Annotated in this window: 19 protein-coding genes; 9 read left to right on the plus strand and 10 right to left on the minus strand. The window is 59.2% G+C overall.

The genetic code is table 11. From position 1 onward, the window contains the following. The first annotated feature begins 151 nt into the window (after window positions 1-151). The 3 genes from KVG87_RS05785 (at window position 152) to KVG87_RS05795 (ending at window position 2,475) form a co-directional block, all read left to right on the plus strand. Window positions 152-604, plus strand: coding sequence for an N-acetyltransferase (locus KVG87_RS05785; protein ID WP_367616671.1), 453 nt, complete (start codon window positions 152-154; stop codon window positions 602-604). A gap of 34 nt (window positions 605-638) precedes the next feature. Then, window positions 639-809, plus strand: a complete 171-nt coding sequence (locus KVG87_RS05790) for a hypothetical protein (RefSeq protein ID WP_185015296.1) — start codon at window positions 639-641, stop codon at window positions 807-809. A 172-nt stretch (window positions 810-981) separates the two neighbouring features. Beyond that, on the plus strand, window positions 982-2,475 hold the full coding sequence (locus KVG87_RS05795) for a YifB family Mg chelatase-like AAA ATPase (RefSeq protein ID WP_217849711.1): 1,494 nt from the start codon (window positions 982-984) through the stop codon (window positions 2,473-2,475). On the opposite strand, the gene KVG87_RS05800 is transcribed toward KVG87_RS05795, so the two are convergent. The 3 genes from KVG87_RS05800 to KVG87_RS05810 form a co-directional block, all read right to left on the minus strand. Beyond that, window positions 2,472-3,686: an aldose 1-epimerase family protein gene (locus KVG87_RS05800; protein WP_217849713.1), complete on the minus strand. Its 1,215-nt coding sequence runs from the start codon at window positions 3,684-3,686 to the stop codon at window positions 2,472-2,474. The two genes, KVG87_RS05795 and KVG87_RS05800, sit on opposite strands and share 4 nt — an antisense overlap. A gap of 195 nt (window positions 3,687-3,881) precedes the next feature. Then, on the minus strand, window positions 3,882-5,858 hold the full coding sequence (locus KVG87_RS05805) for a methyl-accepting chemotaxis protein (RefSeq protein WP_016772578.1): 1,977 nt from the start codon (window positions 5,856-5,858) through the stop codon (window positions 3,882-3,884). A gap of 188 nt (window positions 5,859-6,046) precedes the next feature. Beyond that, window positions 6,047-6,967, minus strand: a complete 921-nt coding sequence (locus KVG87_RS05810) for a LysR substrate-binding domain-containing protein (RefSeq protein WP_016772577.1) — start codon at window positions 6,965-6,967, stop codon at window positions 6,047-6,049. 159 nt (window positions 6,968-7,126) lie between these two features. Here KVG87_RS05810 and KVG87_RS05815 point away from each other — a divergent pair, with 159 nt between their 5' ends. Beyond that, on the plus strand, window positions 7,127-8,521 hold the full coding sequence (locus KVG87_RS05815) for a NorM family multidrug efflux MATE transporter (RefSeq protein ID WP_076564531.1): 1,395 nt from the start codon (window positions 7,127-7,129) through the stop codon (window positions 8,519-8,521). A gap of 128 nt (window positions 8,522-8,649) precedes the next feature. On the opposite strand, the gene KVG87_RS05820 is transcribed toward KVG87_RS05815, so the two are convergent. After that, window positions 8,650-10,323, minus strand: coding sequence for a putative bifunctional diguanylate cyclase/phosphodiesterase (locus KVG87_RS05820; RefSeq protein ID WP_217849716.1), 1,674 nt, complete (start codon window positions 10,321-10,323; stop codon window positions 8,650-8,652). A 272-nt stretch (window positions 10,324-10,595) separates the two neighbouring features. On the opposite strand from KVG87_RS05820, the gene rep reads away from it, so the two are divergent. Continuing rightward, window positions 10,596-12,605, plus strand: a complete 2,010-nt coding sequence (gene rep, locus KVG87_RS05825; protein WP_016772574.1) for a DNA helicase Rep — start codon at window positions 10,596-10,598, stop codon at window positions 12,603-12,605. A 57-nt stretch (window positions 12,606-12,662) separates the two neighbouring features. Beyond that, the gene (locus KVG87_RS05830; RefSeq protein WP_016772573.1) at window positions 12,663-13,235 is read left to right on the plus strand and encodes a xanthine phosphoribosyltransferase; all 573 of its coding nucleotides are present in this window, start codon (window positions 12,663-12,665) and stop codon (window positions 13,233-13,235) included. A 133-nt stretch (window positions 13,236-13,368) separates the two neighbouring features. On the opposite strand, the gene KVG87_RS05835 is transcribed toward KVG87_RS05830, so the two are convergent. Continuing rightward, window positions 13,369-15,291, minus strand: coding sequence for an acetyl-CoA hydrolase/transferase C-terminal domain-containing protein (locus KVG87_RS05835; RefSeq protein ID WP_217849718.1), 1,923 nt, complete (start codon window positions 15,289-15,291; stop codon window positions 13,369-13,371). A gap of 305 nt (window positions 15,292-15,596) precedes the next feature. Between KVG87_RS05835 and KVG87_RS05840 the strand changes: the two genes are divergently transcribed. The 3 genes from KVG87_RS05840 (at window position 15,597) to KVG87_RS05850 (ending at window position 18,072) form a co-directional block, all read left to right on the plus strand. Then, complete coding sequence (locus tag KVG87_RS05840; protein ID WP_217849720.1) at window positions 15,597-16,475, plus strand: ABC transporter transmembrane domain-containing protein; 879 nt, start codon at window positions 15,597-15,599, stop codon at window positions 16,473-16,475. Window positions 16,476-16,697: 222 nt separating this feature from the next. Continuing rightward, on the plus strand, window positions 16,698-17,360 hold the full coding sequence (locus KVG87_RS05845; protein WP_217849721.1) for an ABC transporter ATP-binding protein: 663 nt from the start codon (window positions 16,698-16,700) through the stop codon (window positions 17,358-17,360). Continuing rightward, window positions 17,353-18,072 carry an AAA family ATPase gene (locus tag KVG87_RS05850; protein ID WP_217849722.1) on the plus strand — a complete coding sequence of 240 codons (720 nt, stop codon included), beginning with the start codon at window positions 17,353-17,355 and terminating at the stop codon, window positions 18,070-18,072. Before KVG87_RS05845 ends, KVG87_RS05850 begins: the two co-directional genes overlap by 8 nt. 55 nt (window positions 18,073-18,127) lie before the next feature. Here KVG87_RS05850 and KVG87_RS05855 read toward each other — a convergent pair whose 3' ends face one another. The 5 genes from KVG87_RS05855 to dadA all read right to left on the minus strand — a co-directional run bounded on the left by KVG87_RS05855 (window position 18,128) and on the right by dadA (window position 22,156). Next, window positions 18,128-18,541 (minus strand): c-type cytochrome, encoded by a 414-nt coding sequence (locus KVG87_RS05855; protein ID WP_016772567.1) that lies wholly within the window; start codon window positions 18,539-18,541, stop codon window positions 18,128-18,130. A gap of 181 nt (window positions 18,542-18,722) precedes the next feature. After that, complete coding sequence (locus KVG87_RS05860) at window positions 18,723-19,271, minus strand: cupin domain-containing protein (protein ID WP_016772566.1); 549 nt, start codon at window positions 19,269-19,271, stop codon at window positions 18,723-18,725. 88 nt (window positions 19,272-19,359) lie between these two features. After that, the gene (alr, locus tag KVG87_RS05865; RefSeq protein ID WP_217849723.1) at window positions 19,360-20,433 is read right to left on the minus strand and encodes an alanine racemase; all 1,074 of its coding nucleotides are present in this window, start codon (window positions 20,431-20,433) and stop codon (window positions 19,360-19,362) included. A 93-nt stretch (window positions 20,434-20,526) separates the two neighbouring features. Continuing rightward, entirely contained in the window at window positions 20,527-20,880 is a 354-nt protein-coding gene (locus tag KVG87_RS05870; protein ID WP_041476645.1) for a RidA family protein, read from the minus strand. Continuing rightward, window positions 20,852-22,156, minus strand: coding sequence for a D-amino acid dehydrogenase (gene dadA, locus KVG87_RS05875; protein WP_071172120.1), 1,305 nt, complete (start codon window positions 22,154-22,156; stop codon window positions 20,852-20,854). The genes KVG87_RS05870 and dadA overlap by 29 nt, the downstream gene beginning before the upstream one ends. Window positions 22,157-22,209 lie beyond the last annotated feature (53 nt).

A 22,209-nucleotide genomic window follows, 5' to 3' on the forward strand; every position in this document is an offset into this window, starting at 1 on the left:
ACGTCTGATTACGTAAGCATCAATGCCTTCGATATCGTCTGCATATTGATCCCGACAGAACAAGACGATGCGAAGAAAAGGCAAAGGTACCGAGCTTCGAAATCAGACACTCAAATCTGAATCGCGCAAACTTGCACATCAAACAATGTCCATGGACCCAGAAGCCCTGGCAGCTGGAGTTGATGCTCTATCACTCAGGATCGACCCGATAACTCCAATAGCAATCAACGCGTTCCACCAGTGGACCGGCCCCGTTGGGTATCCCTGGGACGCTGTTTTGGACTGGAAGACCAAAGATGCAAAAGGGCTGGACTTGGCGTTCTGGTACGAAGAAGAACTGTGCGGACTGTGCTACGCAACGCCGCGAAGAAGCACGATCTGCATGAAAATCGTCCTTTTGCAGGGACACACCTGCAAGACAAATACCTTGCGGGGCTGGATCGCTCCGATGGCATTGCTGACAACAGAGTTCTACGCCCGGAAGCTGGGGTGCACGCAAATCGAAGTACAAGAGCCAGACTCAGGCGCCATCCCTTACTATCAAACGCTGGGATTTTATTTTGATACAACCGGTCGCCTTGTCTTTCCATTGGACGACCAATAAGATCGAATCAAGCATCCCGGCACGTGAGGTGTTTATGAAGCAGAAGAAGCAGAAAACCCAACCGGCACGGGTGTCCAAACCGGGTACCGGGGCACTCGGATTGCCGGACAGAGTTTCAGCCAGTCAGCGGCATTTTCTGAAAGTAGCCGCGACCTATGGCAAGGAAATGGAGCCCGATGGTTGGCTCGCCGGCGGTGGAACCTGAGTACCGCAAAAATGACCGCCTGACAGGCGGTTTTTTTATGCCTGAGGATTAGTGCCTTCAGCAACATCCAGTGAAAGTTCGCCCTTAAAACTGTCCGACCAACGCTCTTTCCTCAGACTACCCTTCAAAAACCCGCAGGAAGCGGCTCCCCGATTCAGCTCAAGGAACGACCATGTCCCTCTCCATTGTCCACAGTCGCGCCCAGATTGGCGTGGAAGCCCCCGCTGTTACCGTCGAAGTCCATCTGGCCAACGGTCTGCCGTCGCTGACCATGGTCGGCCTGCCTGAAGCGGCGGTGAAGGAGAGCAAGGATCGCGTACGCAGCGCGATCATCAACTCCGGACTGCAATTTCCGGCGCGGCGGATCACCTTGAATCTGGCGCCGGCGGATCTGCCCAAGGATGGCGGGCGCTTCGATCTGGCGATTGCCTTGGGGATTTTGTCGGCCAGTGTGCAGGTGCCCTGTCTGACCCTGGATGAGGTGGAATGTCTGGGTGAGTTGGCGCTGTCGGGTGCCGTGCGGCCGGTGCGGGGCGTGCTGCCGGCGGCACTGGCGGCGCGCAAGGCCGGGCGGGCGTTGGTGGTGCCTCGAGCGAATGCGGAAGAGGCGTGCCTGGCCTCGGGCCTCAAGGTGTTTGCGGTCGATCATTTGCTGGAAGCGGTGGCGCATTTCAATGGGCACACGCCGGTCGAGCCATACGTTTCCGATGGTTTGATGCACGCTGCCAAGCCCTATCCCGACCTCAACGAAGTGCAGGGGCAGACAGCCGCCAAACGCGCACTGCTGATTGCCGCAGCGGGAGCTCACAATTTGTTGTTCAGCGGGCCTCCGGGAACCGGAAAGACGCTGCTGGCCAGTCGTCTGCCAGGATTATTGCCGCCGCTATCCGAATGCGAGGCGCTGGAAGTGGCAGCGATTCAATCGGTCGCCAGCGGGGTTCCCTTGACTCACTGGCCGCAGCGGCCGTTCAGGCAACCGCACCATTCGGCTTCAGGGCCGGCATTGGTCGGTGGCAGCTCGAAACCGCAACCCGGCGAAATCACCCTCGCCCACCATGGCGTACTGTTTCTCGATGAGTTGCCGGAGTTTGATCGCAAGGTTCTGGAAGTGCTGCGCGAGCCGTTGGAGTCCGGGCATATCGTCATCGCTCGGGCCAAGGATCGCGTGCGTTTCCCCGCACGGTTTCAATTGGTGGCAGCGATGAATCCGTGTCCCTGTGGATATCTTGGCGAACCCAGCGGCAAGTGCTCGTGCACACCGGACATGGTCCAGCGCTATCGCAACAAACTGTCAGGGCCGCTACTCGACCGGATTGATCTGCACCTGACCGTCGCGCGGGAGGCAACCGCGTTGAATCCGGCAGCCAAGCCAGGCGAAAACAGCGCCAGCGCTGCGGCGTTGGTGGCGGAAGCGCGGGAGCGCCAGCAGAAACGTCAGGGCTGTGCCAATGCGTTTCTCGATCTGCCGGGGCTCAAGCGTCACTGCAAGTTATCCACAGCTGACGAGAAATGGCTGGAGGCGGCCTGCGAGCGACTGATCCTGTCGCTGCGCTCGGCGCATCGCCTGCTCAAGGTCGCGCGCACCCTGGCGGATCTTGAACAGGTCGATGCGATTACCCGCGAGCATCTGGCCGAGGCACTGCAATACCGGCCGGCGGCACCTTAATGCTCGGTCAGATCAACCAGCGGCGTCTGGCGCACTTCGGTGTCGCGCCCGGCCTGAATCTCGGTCACGCGCTTCAAAGCTTTATCCACAGCCACCTTGTCCGCGAGGAGGCTGTAGCTGATCTGGAACTGTTTATGTTCTTTTGGGGCTATGGTCGGCACCAGATTCAACGGCCGCTGATAGCGACGGTTGTAGGAAAAACTGGTTCCCGGCTCCAGCCCGGTGACGTAGCCCTGCCCTTGGGTGTCGGTGTTTTTCCACAGCGAAAAAACTGGCAACTGCTGAGTGTTGAAGCCAACGGATACGCCGAGGCTACCGGCCTTGTTGTGCAGCACGGTGAGGGTGTCACCCTTGGCGTCCGCATACGGCACGACGTTGTAGACAGTTTCGTCGTAGTCCTTGGTTGGCCCGCGATAGGTCTGCCAGTCGGGCAGATCTCCCTTGGCCTTGTCGTTGAACGGCGACACCTGCTTCACCGGCGCAGCGAATTTTGCCCCTTGCTCAAGAAACGGTGTGCTGAAATTGCTGTGATACAGCGCCTGATATTCCTTCGCATAGTCGCCGTTGTTGGTCAGAGTGTCGTTAAGGGCGAAGCTGGCGCTGCCCGGTTCGGTGACCAGTTCGGTCGCTACCGAGAAATCGACTTTCTTGAATGCCTGTTCTTTCAGCTCGCCACGCAGCGTAATGGCATACGGCGGCTTTTCATCGATGTGCAGGGTGACGGTGCTGGCCGGGATGTTGGCGGCGCGACCGTGCAGGTTCAGCAGTTCGCCGTTGTCCATGCCGGGATGGCCAACCCACTCGTAACCGCAACGGGTGACCAGCTCATTGAAGCCTTCCAGCCAGCCCAGACCACCGCGACCGTTGAGCTCGATGAACGCTGGGTTGACCACGTCCTTGACCGGCGAATCCCAGCCCATGCGCACGTCGCCCACCGAGGCCTGCAACACGTTCATGCCACGGGTCGGCACCACCGAGAGTTTCATCGTGCCGTTATCGATGTCGACGATGCTGACGCCCTCCTGACGACCGCCATGCAGAGTACGCAGGGTCACGGAGAACGGTTTAGCGGTTTTTACACCAAGTTGCTCGCTGGTGATCGTCCAGTTTTTTGCCGGAGTATTGGCGTCGAGCAGGACATAGTCCCAGGCCATGGCGTGAGAAGCGGCAGAGAATGCGCCGAGGGCGACGAGGAGTTTGAGCGGGGTCATGGCAGCAGCCTTTATTGGAGTTGTGCCATTTTTATAGCGCTGCGGAAACGTTTCAGCAAGTCCAAAAAAGAGGTGGGAGAAAAGCATTCGCGAGCAGGCTCGCTCCCACAGGGACATCGGGCCTTCACAATATTTGTGAATTTCGCCGACTACTGTGGGAGCGAGCCTGCTCGCGATAGCTGTTTCAAAGATGCATCAACGGAAGCGGTCAACCTCGGAACGCAGATCCGCCGCCAGCTTCTCCAGCTCTTTAGCGGTGACAGCCAGGTTCGACACCACCTCACGCTGCTCGCTGTTGGCCAAGGCGATGCTCTGCAAATTGCTGCTCAGCAACGTCGCAGTGCTGCTCTGCTCCTGAGTGGCGGTGGTGATCGCGGCGAACTGCTGGCCTGCCGAACGGCTCTGCTCGTCGATCCGCGCCAGCGCCGAGGCGACATTGGCGTTGCGCGACAGGCCTTCCTGCATCAGCACATTGCCCTGTTCCATGGTGCTGATCGCGTTGCCGGTTTCCTGCTGAATGCTGTGGATCATGCTGGAGATTTCGTCGGTCGCCTGACGGGTACGCGAGGCGAGGCTGCGCACTTCGTCCGCGACCACGGCAAAACCGCGACCCTGCTCACCGGCACGCGCGGCTTCGATGGCAGCGTTGAGTGCCAACAGGTTGGTCTGCTCGGCGATCGAGGTGATCACGCCAACAATGCCGCCGATTTCCTGAGAGCGCTGCCCCAGCGTGTTGATCACACTGGCGGTGCTGTTCAGCGCACCGGCGATCTGCTCCAGCGACGACGACGCTTCTTCCATCGAGCTGCGGCCAATCTGCGTCTGCTGAGCGTTTTCCTGCGCCAGGCGCTGGGTCGCGCCCATGTTGTCGGCGATGTTCAACGACGTCGCGCTGAACTCTTCCACGGCGCCGGCCATGCTGGTGATTTCGCCCGACTGCTGCTCCATGCCCTCATACGCACCGCCGGACAAACCGGACAGCGCCTGCGCACGGCTGTTGACCTCTTCCGAAGCGCGGCGGATGTGCTCGACCATGGTCGACAGCGCCTGGCTCATCTGGTTGAACGCGCGGGACAGCTGACCGATTTCATCGTGGCTCGATACGTTCAGCCGCACACTCAGATCACCCGCGCCCAAGGCTTCGGCCTGACGCACCAGATCGCCCAGCGGTGCGAGTTTGCTGCGCAGCAGCCAGACCACGGAACCGACCGCGAGCAACATCGCCAGCAGGCTGCCGATCGCCAGTTGCGTACCGACGCTCCAGGTCACCGCGCGGATCTCGGCTTTCGGCATGCTCGCCACCACCGACCACGGGCCACCTTCGAACGGCACGGCGATGCTGTAGAAGTCCTCGCCCTTGTCGCTCCAGAACTCACCCTTGCCCGGGGTTTTCACCAGGTTGTTGATGGTCGGGGCGGCTTGATCCAGGTTTTCGACGCCGGCAATCGGCACCAGCCATTTGTTCTGCTCGTCGAGCAGCGCCAGCGAGCCGGTCTTGCCAATGCGGAAGCGCTTGAGATTGGCGAACTGCGCGTTCTGCGCGTCGGTGTAGTCGAAGCCGACGTACAGCACGGCGATGATCTTGCCGCCCGCATCGCGCACCGGGGTGTACTGCGACATGTAGTAGCGCTCGAACAGCAACGAGCGGCCGACATAACTCTGCCCCGCCATCAACTTCGCGTAGGCCGGGTTGGCATGATCGAGCACGGTGCCGATGGCACGGGTGCCGTCCTGCTTGCTGACGTTGGTGCTGACGCGAATGAAGTCTTCGCCGCTGCGCACGAATACCGTGGCCACACCGGCGGTCATCTGCTTGAACTCGTCAACTTCCTTGAAGTTGTTGTTCAGCACTTCGTTACCCAGGTGCAGGCCCGGGGTCTGCACGCCGGCCACGGTCACTGGCTGATCGGGGTGCACACTCAAACCACTGCCGAAGCGCTTTTCGAACAGCCCGCTCAGGCGCAGGGTGCTTTCGCGCAGCGTACCGTGGAAGGTACTCAACTGATCGGCCAGCAGCCGGGCCTCACTGGCCAGATGCTCTTCACGGGTGGCGAGGTTGGCGGAATCCAGCGAACGCAAGGCGAACACCGTACTGCCGCTGATGACTATCGCCAGTATCACAGCAAGGGCAAGACCCAGCTGCGAGGCGATCCGAGCACGAGGTTGAGACATGAACAGCTCCTGGCCGAGCCACCGAATCCTCCTTGATCGCGGTAATTGCCCGGAAAATATTCTAATAGTGGGGTGTAACGCGGAACCGGCACGACGGTTCCACATGCTCGTAGTCGGCGGTAAAACCGAATACTTGAGCGGATTGCGTGGGTATGGCGCAGTAGTGGCATTGTGCCGGCTCGAACGTTTCAGCTCAAGCGCTCTACCGCCGGCAATTGCATGGCGCGGACTTCGCCTTGGAGAAAATCGCTGAGGCGGCGCAAACGTTCACCTCCCGGGCGCGGCTTTGGCCAGACCAGGTAATAATTCAGGCCACTGGCGACGGCCGTTGGCCACGGCAGGCTCAAGCGCCCTTGCGCAACATCTTCGGCAACCATCAACAGATCCCCCATCGAAACGCCATAGCCGCGCGCCGCCGCGATCATGCCCAGCTCCAGCGTATCGAACACTTGCCCGCCCTTGAGCGAAACCTGATCGGACAGGCCCATGCGCTCCAGCCAACTGCGCCAGTCGCGGCGATCCGGGGTCGGGTGCAGCAGTTCAGCAGCTGCCAGACGCGCTACGTCCCAAGGTTGATCATTGAGCAGGTTCGGCGCGCCGACCGGGATCAATTCCTCGGGAAACAGCAGGCTCGCTTCCCAGTCCGGCGGGAAATGCCCGTCACTGAGCAACACCGCGCAATCGAACGGTTCATTGTTGAAGTCCACCGAATCGATATCCATCCATGCGCTGGTCAGTTGCACCTCATTGCCCGGCTGCAAATGGCGGAAGCGACTCAACCGCGCCAGCAGCCAACGCATGGTCAGGGTCGATGGCGCTTTCATGCGCAGGATGTCGTCCTCGGCGCGCAAGGTATTGCAGGCGCGCTCGAGGGCGGCGAAGCCTTCGCGGATACCGGGTAGCAGCAGCCGCGCCGATTCGGTCAGTTGCAGATTGCGCCCGCTGCGGTGAAACAGCCGGCAGGCGAAGTGTTCTTCAAGAGTACGCATGTGCCGACTGACCGCGCTCTGGGTGATCGACAGTTCTTCCGCCGCGCGGGTGAACGAGCTGTGTCGCGCTGCCGCTTCGAATGCGCGCAGGGCATACAACGGCGGAAGGCGTCGGGACATACACAAAGCTCCAATAGCGGGGATACAGCCAATTCGGCAGGACGATTCAGGATGAGTATTAATCATGCCACCCATCCTTTTTATCCCTTTGTGCAAAGCCTGCCAAGCGCCGAGAATCGACGCTCTTATGCTTCCTCTGATATTTGGGTGGTGATGACCATGCAGCATCCTGTGCGTACCGAACTCTGGGCCATTCTGCGGCTGGCGGGGCCGCTGATTGCTTCGCAGTTGGCGCACATGCTGATGGTGCTGACCGACACCCTGATGATGGCGCGCCTCAGCCCCGAAGCGCTGGCCGGTGGCGGCCTCGGTGCCGCGAGCTACTCGTTCGTGTCGATTTTCTGCATCGGCGTGATTGCAGCGGTCGGCACACTGGTGGCAATCCGTCAGGGTGCCGGCGACATCATCGGTGCCGCGCGCCTGACCCAGGCCGGACTGTGGCTGGCCTGGCTGATGGCCCTCGGCGGCGGGCTGCTGTTGTGGAACCTCAAACCGGTGTTGCTGCTGTTCGGCCAGACCGAAACCAACGTCAACGCCGCCGGGCAATTTCTCATCGCCCTGCCCTTCGCCCTGCCCGGCTACCTGAGCTTCATGGCCCTGCGCGGTTTTACCAGTGCAATCGGCCGGGCGACGCCAGTGATGGTCATCAGCCTCGCCGGCACGGTGGCCAACTTCCTGCTCAACTACGCGTTGATCACCGGCATGTTCGGCCTGCCGCAACTGGGTCTGACCGGCATTGGTCTGGTCACGGCGATTGTCGCCAACTGCATGGCACTGGCGCTGGCCTGGCATATCCGCCGGCATCCGGCGTATGACGCTTATCCGTTGCGCGCCGGCCTGTCGCGGCCGAACCGGCAATACCTCAAGGAACTCTGGCGCCTGGGCCTGCCGATCGGTGGCACCTATGCGGTAGAGGTCGGGTTGTTCGCTTTCGCTGCGCTGTGCATGGGCACCATGGGCAGTACGCAGATGGGCGCGCATCAGATTGCTCTGCAGATCGTGTCGGTGGCGTTCATGGTCCCGGCCGGGATGTCCTATGCCATCACCATGCGCGTCGGCCAGCACTATGGCGCCGGGCAACTGGTCGATGCGCGCATGTCCGGGCGTGTCGGCATCGCCTTCGGCGCCGTGGTGATGCTCGGCTTCGCCCTGGTGTTCTGGCTGTGGCCGAACCAGTTGGTCGGCCTGTTCCTTGACCACAACGATCCGGCGTTTGCCGAGGTGATCCGTCTGGCGGTGAGCCTGCTGGCCGTAGCGGCGTGGTTCGAGCTGTTCGACGGCACGCAGACGATTGCCATGGGCTGTATTCGGGGGCTCAAGGATGCCAAAACCACATTTCTGGTCGGGCTCGCTTGCTATTGGCTGATTGGCGCACCGGCGGCGTGGTGGATGGCGTTCCATCTCAATTGGGGACCGACGGGTGTCTGGTGGGGTTTGGCGTTGGGCCTGGCGTGCGCGGCGGTGAGCCTGACGCTGGCGTTCGAATGGAAGATGCAGCGGATGATTAGACGCGAGCCGCAAGCTCAAGGTTTCAACATCCCCCAGGCCGAATGAGGGTTTCCTTTGTGGGAGCGAGCCTGCTCGCGAAGACCGAGTGTCAGGCCCAGATCATTCAGCTGACAGAACGCCTTCGCGAGCAGGCTCGCTCCCACGGGGATTTGTGCTGGCCGCAACAATCGTGATCAACCGACGATTTCCAAAGCCGGCTGCTGGTTCGATCCAGATGCCAGATATTCCACCAACTCATCCAACGGCAGCGGTCGGCTGATCAGGTAACCCTGCACCTGATCGCAGCCGAACCCGCGCAACAACTCCAGTTGCTCCGGCGTCTCGACGCCCTCGGCGACCACTTCCAGATGCAGGTTGTGCGCGAGGTTGATCATCGCGTGCACCAGTTTGCGGTTCTCTTCGCGCTGTTCCATGCCGCCGACAAAACTCTTGTCGATCTTCAGCAAGGTGATGGGCAGGCTGTTGAGGTGCACGAATGATGAAAACCCGGTGCCGAAATCGTCCAGCGAGAAGCGCACGCCGAGGCGGCCGAGCGCATCCATGGTCTGTTTGACCAGATCGCTGCGCCGCATCACCGCGGTTTCGGTCAGTTCGAATTCCAGCCACTGCGCCTCCACCCCACGTTCGGCAATCAGGCGGCTGAGCGTCGGCAGCAACTGGCTGTCCTGAAACTGGCGGAACGACAGGTTGATCGCCATGTGCAGCGCCGGCAGACCCTGCTCGCGCAAGGCCTGCATGTCGCGCAGGGCGCGGGAAATCACCCAGTAGCCCAACGGCACGATCAGACCGCTCTGTTCGGCCAGCGGGACGAACTCGCTCGGTGGCAACAGCCCGCGCTCGCCATGACGCCAGCGCACCAGCGCCTCGAGGCCGACAATCCGGCCGTCTTCAAGATTCAGGCGTGGCTGGTAATGCAGTTCCAGCTCATCGCGGCGCAAGGCCCGGCGCAGTTCGCTTTCGAGGTCGGCCATGCTCCGCGCGTTGCGATTGATGCGTTCGTTGAAGATATGAAAAGTGCAGCCCTGCGTGCTCTTGGCCTGCTGCATGGCGATATGGGCGTGCCACATCAGTGGATCGGCACCGCCATTGGCGCGGGCATGGGCGATGCCGAGGCTGGAACCGATCAGCAGGCTTTCGCCGTCAACCCAGTAAGGTTCGGCCAACGCTTCAGTGATGCGTTCGGCCATCCACTCGGCGCGTTGCGGTGCACGACGGGTATCGATCAGCAGAGCGAATTCATCGCTGCCCAGCCGTGCCAGTTGATCGCCGGCCTCCAGCTGACTTTTCAGCCGCGCGACCACTTGCAGGATCAAGCGATCGCCGGCCTGATGACCAAGGGCATCGTTGGCATGGCGGAAGTTGTCGAGATCGAGATGGCCGAGGGCGAGACCGCGACCGTCGCCTTCGGCAAGGCGCGCAGTGAGCAGGGTCTGGAATCCCTGACGGTTAGCGATACCGGTCAGCGGGTCCTGTTCGGCGAGGCGCTGCAAGGTGTTTTCCAGCACGCCGCGCTCGCGCACATGGCGCAGGCAACGCTGGAGCATGCCGGCGTCGAGGGCGTCGAACACCAGCCAGTCGCTGACACCGACCGGCGCGGTGGCCGGTTCGTGCTCCAGCAGCAGAACGGTCGGCAGGCTGCAACGACCGGGCGCCGGTTGCAACGCTGGCAGGGTCAGCAGTACCGCGTGGCGGTTGTCCTCGAACAGGCGGCTGACCGAATCCCAGTTCGGCGCACTGATCAGCACCGCCGCGCTCCCCATCGGAGCCAGACACTCACGCAACAACGCTGTCCACGCTGGCTCTTCGGCCAGTAGCAGCAAACGCAAGGGTTCGACAGGCGTAGACAAGCTGACTCCCTAGACTCTGCAATGATGTAGGCGGGGCATTATGCCGGTGTGCTGAACAATGACCAATGCGTTGTCTGATGACAACGACCTCTAAACGTTATTTTGTGTCACGAATGAGAACATTAGCCGCAAAATCCCCGCGTATCCTGCGCGAAAGTAACAAAACCGGCAAATCTGAATCGCGTGCTGCGTCACAAGTCGGACAGAGCAGCAGAAATCGCTGAGCCTGTTAAAATGCCGGCCCATTTCGTCAACGACTCCCGAATTTTCGTATGTCCCGACTCAATCCCCGGCAGCAAGAAGCCGTGAACTACGTCGGCGGCCCTCTATTGGTGCTCGCCGGTGCTGGCTCCGGCAAGACCAGCGTGATCACACGCAAGATCGCGCACCTGATCCAGAACTGCGGCATCCGCGCCCAGTACATCGTCGCCATGACCTTTACCAACAAGGCCGCGCGCGAAATGAAAGAGCGGGTCGGCACCCTGTTGCGTGCCGGCGAAGGCCGTGGCCTGACCGTCTGCACCTTCCACAACCTGGGCCTGAACATCATCCGCAAGGAGCATGCGCGGCTGGGCTACAAACCCGGTTTCTCGATCTTCGACGAAACCGACGTCAAGGCCCTGATGACCGACATCATGCAGAAGGAATACGCAGGCGACGACGGCGTCGACGAGATCAAGAACATGATCGGCGCCTGGAAAAACGATCTGATCCTGCCCGCCCAGGCCCTGGAAAACGCGCGCAACCCCAAGGAACAAACCGCCGCGATCGTCTACACCCACTACCAGCGCACGCTCAAGGCGTTCAACGCGGTGGACTTCGACGACCTGATCCTGCTGCCGGTAAAACTCTTCGAAGAACACGCCGACATTCTCGAAAAGTGGCAGAACAAGGTGCGTTACCTGCTCGTCGACGAATACCAAGACACCAACGCCAGTCAGTATCTGTTGGTGAAGATGCTCATCGGCAAGCGCAACCAGTTCACCGTGGTCGGCGACGACGACCAGTCAATCTACGCCTGGCGTGGCGCGCGCCCGGAAAACCTGATGCTGCTCAAGGACGACTATCCGTCCTTGAAAGTGGTCATGCTCGAGCAGAACTACCGCTCCACCAGCCGCATCCTGCGCTGCGCCAACGTGCTGATCTCGAACAACCCGCACGAATTCGAAAAACAGCTGTGGAGCGAGATGGGCCACGGCGACGAGATCCGCGTGATCCGCTGCCGCAACGAGGACGCCGAAGCCGAGCGCGTGGCCATGGAAATCCTCAGCCTGCACTTGCGCACCGACCGCCCGTACAGCGATTTCGCCATTCTTTATCGCGGTAACTATCAGGCCAAGCTGATCGAATTGAAGCTGCAACACCACCAGGTGCCGTATCGCCTGAGCGGCGGCAACAGCTTCTTCGGTCGCCAGGAAGTGAAGGACCTGATGGCCTACTTCCGCCTGATCGTCAATCCGGATGACGACAACGCCTTCCTGCGCGTGATCAACGTGCCGCGTCGCGAGATCGGCTCGACCACCCTGGAAAAGCTCGGCAACTACGCCACCGAGCGCAAGATCTCGATGTACGCCGCCACCGACGAAATTGGCCTCGGCGAACATCTCGACAGCCGCTTCACTGATCGCCTGGCGCGCTTCAAGCGCTTCATGGACAAGGTCCGCGAGCAGTGCGCCGGCGAAGATCCGATCTCGGCGCTGCGCAGCATGGTCATGGACATCGACTACGAGAACTGGCTGCGCACCAACAGCTCCAGCGACAAGGCGGCGGACTACCGCATGGGCAACGTCTGGTTCCTGATCGAGGCGTTGAAAAACACCCTCGAGAAAGACGAAGACGGCGAAATGACCGTCGAAGACGCCATCGGCAAACTGGTGCTGCGTGACATGCTCGAGCGCCAGCAGGAAGAAGAGGACGGTGCCGAAGGCGTGCAGATGATGACCCTGCATGCGTCCAAGGGTCTGGAATTCCCTTACGTGTTCATCATGGGCATGGAAGAGGAAATCCTCCCGCACCGCTCCAGCATCGAAGCCGACACGATCGAAGAAGAACGCCGCCTGGCCTACGTGGGCATCACCCGCGCGCGTCAGACCCTGGCCTTCACCTTCGCCGCCAAGCGCAAGCAGTACGGTGAAATCATCGACTGCGCGCCGAGCCGCTTCCTCGATGAGCTGCCACCGGACGATCTGGCCTGGGAAGGCAACGACGACACACCGACTGAAGTCAAAGCCGTGCGTGGCAATAGCGCATTGGCTGACATACGCGCGATGTTAAAGCGCTAGAATCGACTACTTTTTAATCTACCTTCGGCGCCCATCGCGCCAATAGAGGAAGCTGTTGTGGAAGCACTGCACAAAAAAATCCGCGAAGAAGGCATCGTGCTTTCCGATCAGGTCCTGAAAGTCGACGCTTTCCTGAACCACCAGATCGACCCGGCCCTGATGAAGCTGATCGGCGACGAATTCGCCGCGCTCTTCAAGGACTCGGGGATCACCAAGATCGTCACCATCGAAGCCTCGGGCATCGCCCCGGCGATCATGACCGGTCTGAACCTCGGCGTGCCGGTGATCTTCGCCCGCAAGCAACAGTCGCTGACCCTGACTGAAAACCTGCTCTCGGCGACCGTCTACTCGTTCACCAAGAAGACCGAAAGCACCGTGGCCATTTCCCCGCGCCACCTGACCAGCAGCGACCGCGTGCTGATCATCGACGACTTCCTGGCCAACGGTAAGGCCTCGCAAGCGCTTATCTCGATCATCAAACAGGCCGGCGCCACCGTTGCCGGTCTGGGCATCGTCATCGAGAAGTCGTTCCAGGGCGGCCGCGCCGAACTGGACTCGCAGGGCTACCGCGTCGAGTCGCTGGCTCGCGTGCAATCGCTGAAGGATGGCGTCGTTACCTTCATCGAGTAACCAGCGGCCCCTAGTTATTTCCTGTGGGAGCGAGCCTGCTCGCGAATGCGTTGTGTCAGTCACCCTGTTGAGTGAATGACACACCGCTTTCGCGAGCAGGCTCGCTCCCACAGTGGGTTCTGGGGGTGGTCAGTTATTGCGCGGTAGCTTTGAGGCCTGTGAGCAGCAGGCGTTGGAAAAGGTCCTCCTTCAGGCCCTCCGGATTCGTCAGTTGCATCCGTTCAAGATGTTCCGGGAACACTGAGGCCTCCGGCGCATCCAGCGCTGCCTTGCCCAATTCCAGAATCTCGGTCAGCTTGAACTTGCTCTTCAGCCAGTTCAGCGCCCGCAGCAGATCACGTTCGATCGCGGTGAAATCACAGCCCAGCGGATACTCCGGAAACAGGTTCGGGTGCCGCGCGGCAATCGCCTGCAAGCGTTGCGGTGTGTTGTCGGCAAAACGTGGGTCGATACGGAAATCCTTTGGCAGCTTGCCGACTTTCTGCGCCTGCTCGATCAGCCCCGGCTGGAAGCGAGAATCGCTGATGTTGAGCAGCGCTTCGATCACCGCTGCGTCGGATTTTCCGCGCAGGTCGGCGATGCCGTACTCGGTGACGACGATGTCGCGCAGGTGCCGCGGGATCGTGCAGTGGCCGTAGTCCCAGACGATATTGGAATTGACCTCGCCGCCCGATTCGCGCCAGCTGCGCAGGATCAACATCGATCGCGCGCCTTCCAGCGCATGGCCCTGAGCAACAAAGTTGTACTGGCCGCCGACACCGCTGAGCACGCGTCCATCTGCCAATTGATCAGCCACCCCGGCGCCAAGCAGAGTCATGGTGAACACGGTGTTGATGAAGCGCGCATCGATGCGCTGCAAGCGCTTGAGCTCTTCCTGGCCGTACAGCTCGTTGATGTAGCTGATACGGGTCATGTTGAATTCAAGCAGCCTGCTTTGCGGCAACTCGCGCAGCCGTTCATAAAAGCTGCGCGGGCCAAGGAAGAAGCCGCCGTGCACCGAGATACCGTCGGGCTGCGCGGCTTCGTCGAGGGTACCGGCGTTGGCCTGCTCCTGAGTCGGCACATCCGGATAGACCTTGCGCCGAATGATCCCGGCATCCGCCAATACCAACAGCCCGTTGACGAACATCTCGCTGCAACCGTAAAGGCCTTTGGCAAATGGCGCGGTGCCGCCCTCGCGCTGGATCAATTGCGCCCATTGGCTGAGGTTGATGTCATCGAGCACCGCCTGATAGCCGGCGTTATCGGCCTGACGGGCAAGCAACGCAGCAGTCAACGCATCCCCCATCGAGCCGATACCAATTTGCAATGTGCCGCCATCGCGCACCAGCGTACTGGCGTGCAAGCCAATGAAATGATCCTGAAAGCCCACCGGCATGTTCGGCGTGGAAAACAGCGTGCTGCTGTCCTTCTCGTCGATCAGCAGATCAAACGTGTCGATGTCGACTTCCGCATCGCCGGGCATGTACGGCAGATCCGTATGCACCTGGCCGACCAGCACAATGGTCTCCCCCGCCTCGCGGCGCTTGGCGATCATCGGCAACAGGTCGAGGGTGATGTCGGGGTTGCAGCTCAGGCTTAAGCGATCAGGGTGCTCGCTGCTGCTGGCGAGCAATTGCGCCACCAGATTGAGACCCGCTGCGTTGATGTCGCGAGCGGCATGGCTGTAATTGCTGCTGACGTAATCCTGCTGCGCCGGCGCGCTGTTGAGCAGACTGCCAGGCTGCATGAAGAACTGTTGGATTCGGATGTTGGCGGGCAGGCTGTCATGCTGGAGATCGGCGAGGAAATCGAACTCCGGATAATCACCAAACACGCGCTCGACGAAAGGCTCGATAAAGCGCTTCTGCAAGCCATCGCCCAGATTCGGCCGACCGAGGCACAGCGCGGTATAGATCGTCAGCTGCCGCTCGGGCAGGTCCTTGATGCGCCGGTACAGCGCGTTGACGAAGTGATTCGGCTTGCCCAACCCCAGCGGCAGGCCCATGTGGATGTGCGCAGGCAAACGCGCCAGCACGTCGTCAACCGCCTGTTCGATCGAACACAACTGCACCATCTGAAGCCTCCCGCCCGTTCCGTTGATAGGGGTAGACCGAGATTGCCGGGGAATTACTTCCGAGGGAAGGTGATTGGTGCGAAAAAATGGCCAAAGTTTCGACATAGGGCGAATCGCCTCTGTTAAGTCGGCAAGACGAACTGCCTCACAAGCGCTCAGCTTTTTTCCTACATCACCTGTAATTCAATCACGCGCAACTACCAGACGCGTCTCAATTGTACTTATTTCATACATAGCTAGCATTGGACGCAAGATTCAAACGCTTTGCAAAAAAGGACCTCTCGCTTCGGAAGCACTGACCTCTAATGAAAAGCAACCTGATACTCTGCTGCTTTGGTGTAGGCATTGCGATTTTAACGAGCGCATCCCCCTATTTAATTGGCGCCTCAATCAATCTGTATCTGGCAAGCGATAGCTTTTATTTGTACGCGCTCGCGGGCGCTTCGTTCCTCCTCATCGCCACGCCCCCATTAAAGCTGGCAGCCAACATCTATCTACAAAAAACCGCGTCCAAAACAAGATTTATTCTGAAGAAGGCAATCCTGAATCACCTACTAGACAGAAGCTTCGGGCATACGCAAAAACCAGGCGAGCGGATCGAACTCATCGATGGCGACGTTGATGGCTCGATATATTTATATCACTCAATTTATCTGGATTTATCGCTGAACTGCAGCATCATTATCGCTGCGCTCCTGGTGACTGCCCACTATCATCCACTTCTGGCACTCGCACCACTTACCGGCCTTGTTTATGCTATTGCGGCATACCTTATAACTCGAAAAAATAGCAATTCACTGTTTGATGAGTACGTTCAAGAAAACACCTTAACAATAGGCGCCCTCTGTGAACTTTTAGTTAATGCAAAGCCATACACCAACAGGACCAAGGTCGATATAAAAAATATCGAGCGCCTCGCTTTTCGCTCAAGCCTCAAAGCCACAACATTCGAATCAATGTCAGGTACATGTTATCCGATAGCGATAGTGGTCTTATTATTGCTATCGGCTCATCTGCTAAGCGTTGGCGAAGCGACTATAGGCTCAATTTTTGCCTCAGCCATCTATCTTGAACGCGTTCTGAGCCCCACGATGTCACTGATATCTATCTACTACTCGAGCAGAGAGGCATCTTATAGACGTAGTCGAATTCGTAGCTACGAACTGCAGCACGAGGGGCATTGAACTATGTTTATATGCTTGCGAAATAACCTGACCGTTTTTCTTCTTTCGGTTATTTGCCTTACCGTAGCAACTACATGTCAATTGTTAATACCATCAGTCATCGCAAAGAGCCTGTCGGCTCTTACTACTGGCTCCATTAACGCTGAATTTTATTTCACTCTTATCGCTGTTTTTCTAACCAAGCTATCAAGCCAAGCTCTGGGCAATTCCTTGGCAACGCTCATGGAAGCAAGATCCCGTTTTCTACTTATCAACTTCATTGTGCATGATAAACGCCCCTCTCCATTATGTTCTCGGGTGACATTGATAAAAGAAGACGCGGAAAAAATTGCTTCCGTCATTCATGACACAATCCATCTCATGGGCTCTTGCATTTTGACGGTTTCCGCAGCCTATATTCTGCTCAGGGAAAACATCTATTTCTTCCTGCCCATCGCTTTAATTATTGTGTTGACGTGCGTGCAGTTGAGATTTGCCAAGCCTGTAATTCAGCGGCTATATGCAGCGGAAATGTCGAAGGAGGATTTTTACAAGGAGTCGTTTATCAGCGCTTTCAACGCTTCCAGCGATGGCAAGCAAAGTAAAATGCAACTCATTAGAAGCTATGGATATTTGAAGGACACGGTAAGAGCACGCTACAAGTATCTGAAAGCAAGCGCCATACAGTCCTTCTGGCCGGAAATGGCTATCTCGGCAGGTACGGTTTCAGTCATTTTCTTCAGCGCCGCTGCCACGCCGGAATTATTTGGCGAGCGTCTTATTGCCTGTCTCGGTTATATCGGAATTTTTACCATGGCCAGCACGGGTTCGATAAGACTCGGAATCACGATGATTGGCGTGAAGGTATCCGTTGATAGGATCTTTAGAGGGCATCGATATGAATGATATGTTTATCCAGCAAATACGCCTGAAGCCAGACGTGACGGTGGGTGACCGGCTGCAAAACCTCTTCCCCCTTGAACTGCGCAACTCGATAACGGTTTTTATTGGCGAAAATGGTGCTGGGAAATCCACATTACTTGAAGCTATTGCCATCAAGTCAGGCTGCAATCCAGAAGGCGGTGGGAAGAATTTCAATTTCTCGACTGAGAATACTCATTCAAAACTGTACGAAAGCCTGACGCTCTCAAAAGGCTACCGAAGGGAGAAGGACGTTTTTTTCTACAGGGCAGAAACCTTCTACAACTTGAATACTGCAATTCGCAAGCTTGATGCAGAGGCGAGCTTTGATCCCGAAATAAAGAGCTACTACGGCGGCGTGGATATGCATTGCCTGTCGCACGGTGAAGCCATGGAGGCGTTGTTTCAACATCGATTCAAAGCCCAAGGTCTGTATGTGCTCGACGAGCCGGAAGCATCGTTATCCCCGTTGAGGCAATTGGTTTTTATCAACCGGATAATGGAGCTGTCGCGCGGCGGCGCGCAGTTCATCATCGCTACTCACTCTCCCCTCATCATGTCGATCCCGGGATGTGATCTGAGGCAGATATCGGGAGGGCGCTGCGAGCAAATAGCGCCCCAGGACACCGATGCTTACGCCGTGTACAAAGCGGTGCTCAATTCCGCCGGCGCCTATATCACGAAGAACATGCAGTGATATTGCAGGCACAAAAAAACCGTCCGAAGACGGTTTTTTTCAAAGCCGGCGCTGATTACAGACCGGACATCTCTTTGATCGCACCCTTGAGCTCTTCATCGGTGCAATCGGCGCAGGTGCCTTTTGGCGGCATGGCGTTGATGCCGGTGATGGCCTTGGCGAGGATGCCGTCCAGACCACCCTGATGATCGGCCCGCTCCTTCCAGGCTGCCTTGTCGCCGATCTTCGGCGCGCCGAGCAGGCCCGTGCCGTGACAAGCGTTGCAGTGCTTGGCGATCACGTCTTTAGGGGCCTTTGCTCCGCCGCCACCGCCAGCGGTAGCAGCCACTTCCATACCCTTGCATTCCTGCCCTTGAACACACACCTGGCCGACGGGCTCGAGGCGTTTGGCGATGTCGTCATTCGTCGCAGCTTGAGCGCTGACAGCCCAGAGGGCCAGTACGGTTGCTGGTGCAGCCAGCATTTTCATAATTAGGTTCACGCGTTCACCCTCAATGGTGGCTATTCACGCCTGCGGCCACGGTTCGCAGGCGGGCGCAAGTATAGCGGGTAGGCCGCTGTACTGAAACAACCCCATGGTTAAAGGGGTCTTGTTGCCCATCGGTAAAACGGTCCGGGTGCCTTTGCCATATTGGCCTGGCGCCTTCTGCTTAAAAATTCGCCGGTGTGGCTGCGCTGATTAGTCGCGCCGGCACGTCGAACGGGTTACGGAAACGATGCGGCTTGGTACTTTCAAAATAGTAGCTGTCGCCGGCTTCGAGGATAAAAGTTTCCAGCCCTACCACCAGTTCGAGGCGGCCTTCCACCAGAATTCCGGTTTCCTCGCCCTCGTGGGTGAGCATTTCTTCGCCGGTGTCGGCGCCCGGCGGGTAGATTTCGTTGAGGAAGGCGATGGCGCGGCTCGGGTGGGCGCGGCCGACCAGTTTCATGGTCACGGCGCCGTCGGAGATGTCGATCAGCTCATTGGCCTTGTAGACGATCTGGGTTGGTTGGTCCTGCAGGATCTCTTCGGAAAAGAACTCGACCATCGACATGGGAATGCCGCCGAGCACCTTTCTCAGCGAACTGATCGAAGGGCTGACGCTGTTCTTTTCGATCATCGAAATGGTGCTGTTGGTGACGCCCGCGCGTTTGGCGAGTTCACGCTGGGAAAGCCCTTTGAGCTTGCGGATCGATTGCAGTCGTTCACCGACGTCCAAGGCGGGAGCCTCCTGATGTTGTAAGAATATTGAGCGTTATCATGGCGACAGCGTTCAGTATTTACAACAGCTGGCCCCCGCAGCGGCGTTAACCCTCGGAATAGAGCCTTGGCACCCGTTTCAGGTTGCAGAAGATCTGATACGGGATGGTATCGGCCCACTTCGCCACATCGCTGGCGAGGATGTTTTTACCCCACAGCTCGACAGTTGAACCAAGCCCCGCTTCCGCTACGTCGGTCAGATCAATGCAGAGCATGTCCATCGACACGCGCCCCAGCAGGCGGCTGGGTTTGCCGGCGACCAGCACGGGTGTGCCGGTCGGCGCCTGGCGGGGGTAGCCGTCGGCGTAACCCATGGCGACCACGCCGATGCGCATCGGCTTGTCGGTGATGAACCTGGCGCCATAGCCGATCGGTTCACCGGCCGGCAATTCACGCACGCTGATGACTTTCGATTCGAGGGTCATCACCGGTTGCAGGCGTTCGGCCACGGCGTTGACTTCTTCGAACGGGGTCGCGCCGTAGAGCATGATGCCCGGGCGTACCCAGTCGCTTTGGATTTCTGGCCAACCGAGCACGGCTGGCGAGTTGCGCAGGCTGACTTCCGCCGCCAGACCCTGACGCGCCGCTTCGAACACCGCGACCTGCTCGGCACTGCTTTGCGCATGCAGTTCATCGGCGCGGGCGAAGTGGCTCATCAGCACGATTTTCGCCACCTTGCCGCTGGCCAGCAGACGCTGATAGGCCGCTGGATAATCCTTCGGATGCAGGCCGACGCGGTGCATGCCGGAATCGAGCTTGAGCCATACCGTGATCGGTTTGCTCAGGACTGCCTGCTCGATCGCTTCGAGCTGCCACAGCGAATGCACCACGCACCAGAAATCATGCTCGACGATCAACGCCAGCTCATCGGCTTCGAAGAAGCCTTCCAGCAGCAATACCGGTGCGCGAATCCCGGCGGAACGCAGCTCCAGAGCTTCTTCGATACAAGCCACGGCAAAACCATCCGCCTCGGCTTCCAGCGCCTGGGCGCAACGCACCGCGCCATGGCCGTAGGCGTCCGCCTTGATCACGGCGAGCGCCTTGGCGCCGGTGACTTCGCGGGCAATTCGGTAGTTGTGGCGCAGGGCTTGGAGGTCGATCAGGGCACGGGCAGGACGCATGGCGGCAGACTTCTGGGCGGTCATGGGAAGAAAAACCGGCGCTGACTGACGACGTGAACCGCCAACAGCACCGGGAGAGGGATCTGTAAAACGTTATGGCAGCGCGGCGACGATGGAGATCTCCACCAGAATGCTCGGCTTGGCCATCTTCGCTTCGACGGTGGCACGGGCCGGCGCGGCGCCTTTTGGCAGCCACTGATCCCACACCGCGTTCATTCCGGCGAAGTGCGCTTCGATGTCGTTCAGGTAGATCGTCGCCGACAACAGATGCTGCTTGTCCGTCCCGGCCAGATCGAGCAAGCGCTCGATGTTGGCTAGCACCTCGCGGGTCTGCTGTTCAATTCCGGCGTCGAAGTCGTCGCCGACCTGCCCGGCCAGATACACGGTGCCGTTGTGGCTGACGATCTGACTCATGCGCTCATTGGTGAGCTGGCGCTGGATTGACATGTTTTGCGGACTCCTGGGTCTGGTTGCCGTAACGGGAAATATCGAGGCCTTCAGCGCTGATCTGCGGCTTTTTCTTCGCCATCAGGTCGGCGAGCAAACGGCCGGAACCACAGGCCATGGTCCAGCCGAGCGTACCGTGACCGGTATTGAGGAACAGATTCTTGAACGGCGTGGCGCCAACGATCGGCGTACCGTCCGGCGTGGTCGGGCGCAGGCCGGTCCAGAAACTCGCTTCGGCCAGATTGCCGCCCTGAGGATAAAGGTCGTTGACGATCATCTCCAGGGTTTCGCGCCGACGCGGGTTCAGCGACAGGTCAAAACCGGCGATCTCGGCCATGCCGCCGACGCGGATGCGGTTGTCGAAACGGGTGATCGCGACTTTGTAGGTCTCGTCGAGAATGGTCGACGTTGGCGCCATGTCCGGGTTGGTGATCGGCACGGTCAGCGAGTAGCCCTTGAGCGGATACACCGGGGCCTTGATGCCCAACGGCTTGAGCAGTTGCGGCGAGTAGCTGCCCAGCGCCAGCACGTAGCGGTCAGCGGTTTCCAGCTTGCCGTCGATCCACACACCGTTGATGCGATCACCGGCGTAGTCGAGTTTCTGGATGTCCTGGCCAAAACGGAATTCCACGCCGAGCTTGCGCGCCATTTCGGCGAGACGGGTGGTGAAGATCTGGCAGTCGCCGGTCTGGTCGTTGGGCAGACGCAGGGCGCCAGCGAGAATGTCAGTCACGCCTGCCAGAGCCGGTTCGACGCGGGCAATGCCGGCGCGGTCGAGGACTTCAAACGGCACGCCGGACTCTTTCAGCACGGCGATGTCTTTGGCGGCGTTATCCAGCTGCGCCTGAGTGCGGAACAACTGCGTGGTGCCGAGGCTGCGGCCTTCGTAGGCGATGCCGGTTTCGGCGCGCAATTCATCGAGGCAGTCGCGGCTGTACTCGGACAGACGCACCATGCGCTCCTTGTTCACCGCGTAACGGCTGGCGGTGCAGTTGCGCAGCATTTGCGCCATCCACAGGTATTGGTCGATATCGGCGGTGGCCTTGATCGCCAATGGCGCATGGCGTTGCAGCAACCACTTGATGGCCTTGAGCGGCACGCCCGGCGCGGCCCACGGCGAGGCGTAACCCGGCGAGACCTGGCCGGCGTTGGCGAAACTGGTCTCCATGGCCGCAGCAGGCTGCCGGTCGACCACCACCACTTCAAACCCGGCACGGGCCAGATAGTAAGCACTGGCGGTACCGATGACGCCGCTACCCAAGACCATGACGCGCATTTTCAATCCCTCATCGCGGCTTTTCGCCGAACTGTTTGTTAGAGCAATGATGG

Origin of the sequence: Pseudomonas siliginis, assembly GCF_019145195.1 — a bacterium.
Lineage (GTDB): Bacteria > Pseudomonadota > Gammaproteobacteria > Pseudomonadales > Pseudomonadaceae > Aquipseudomonas > Aquipseudomonas siliginis.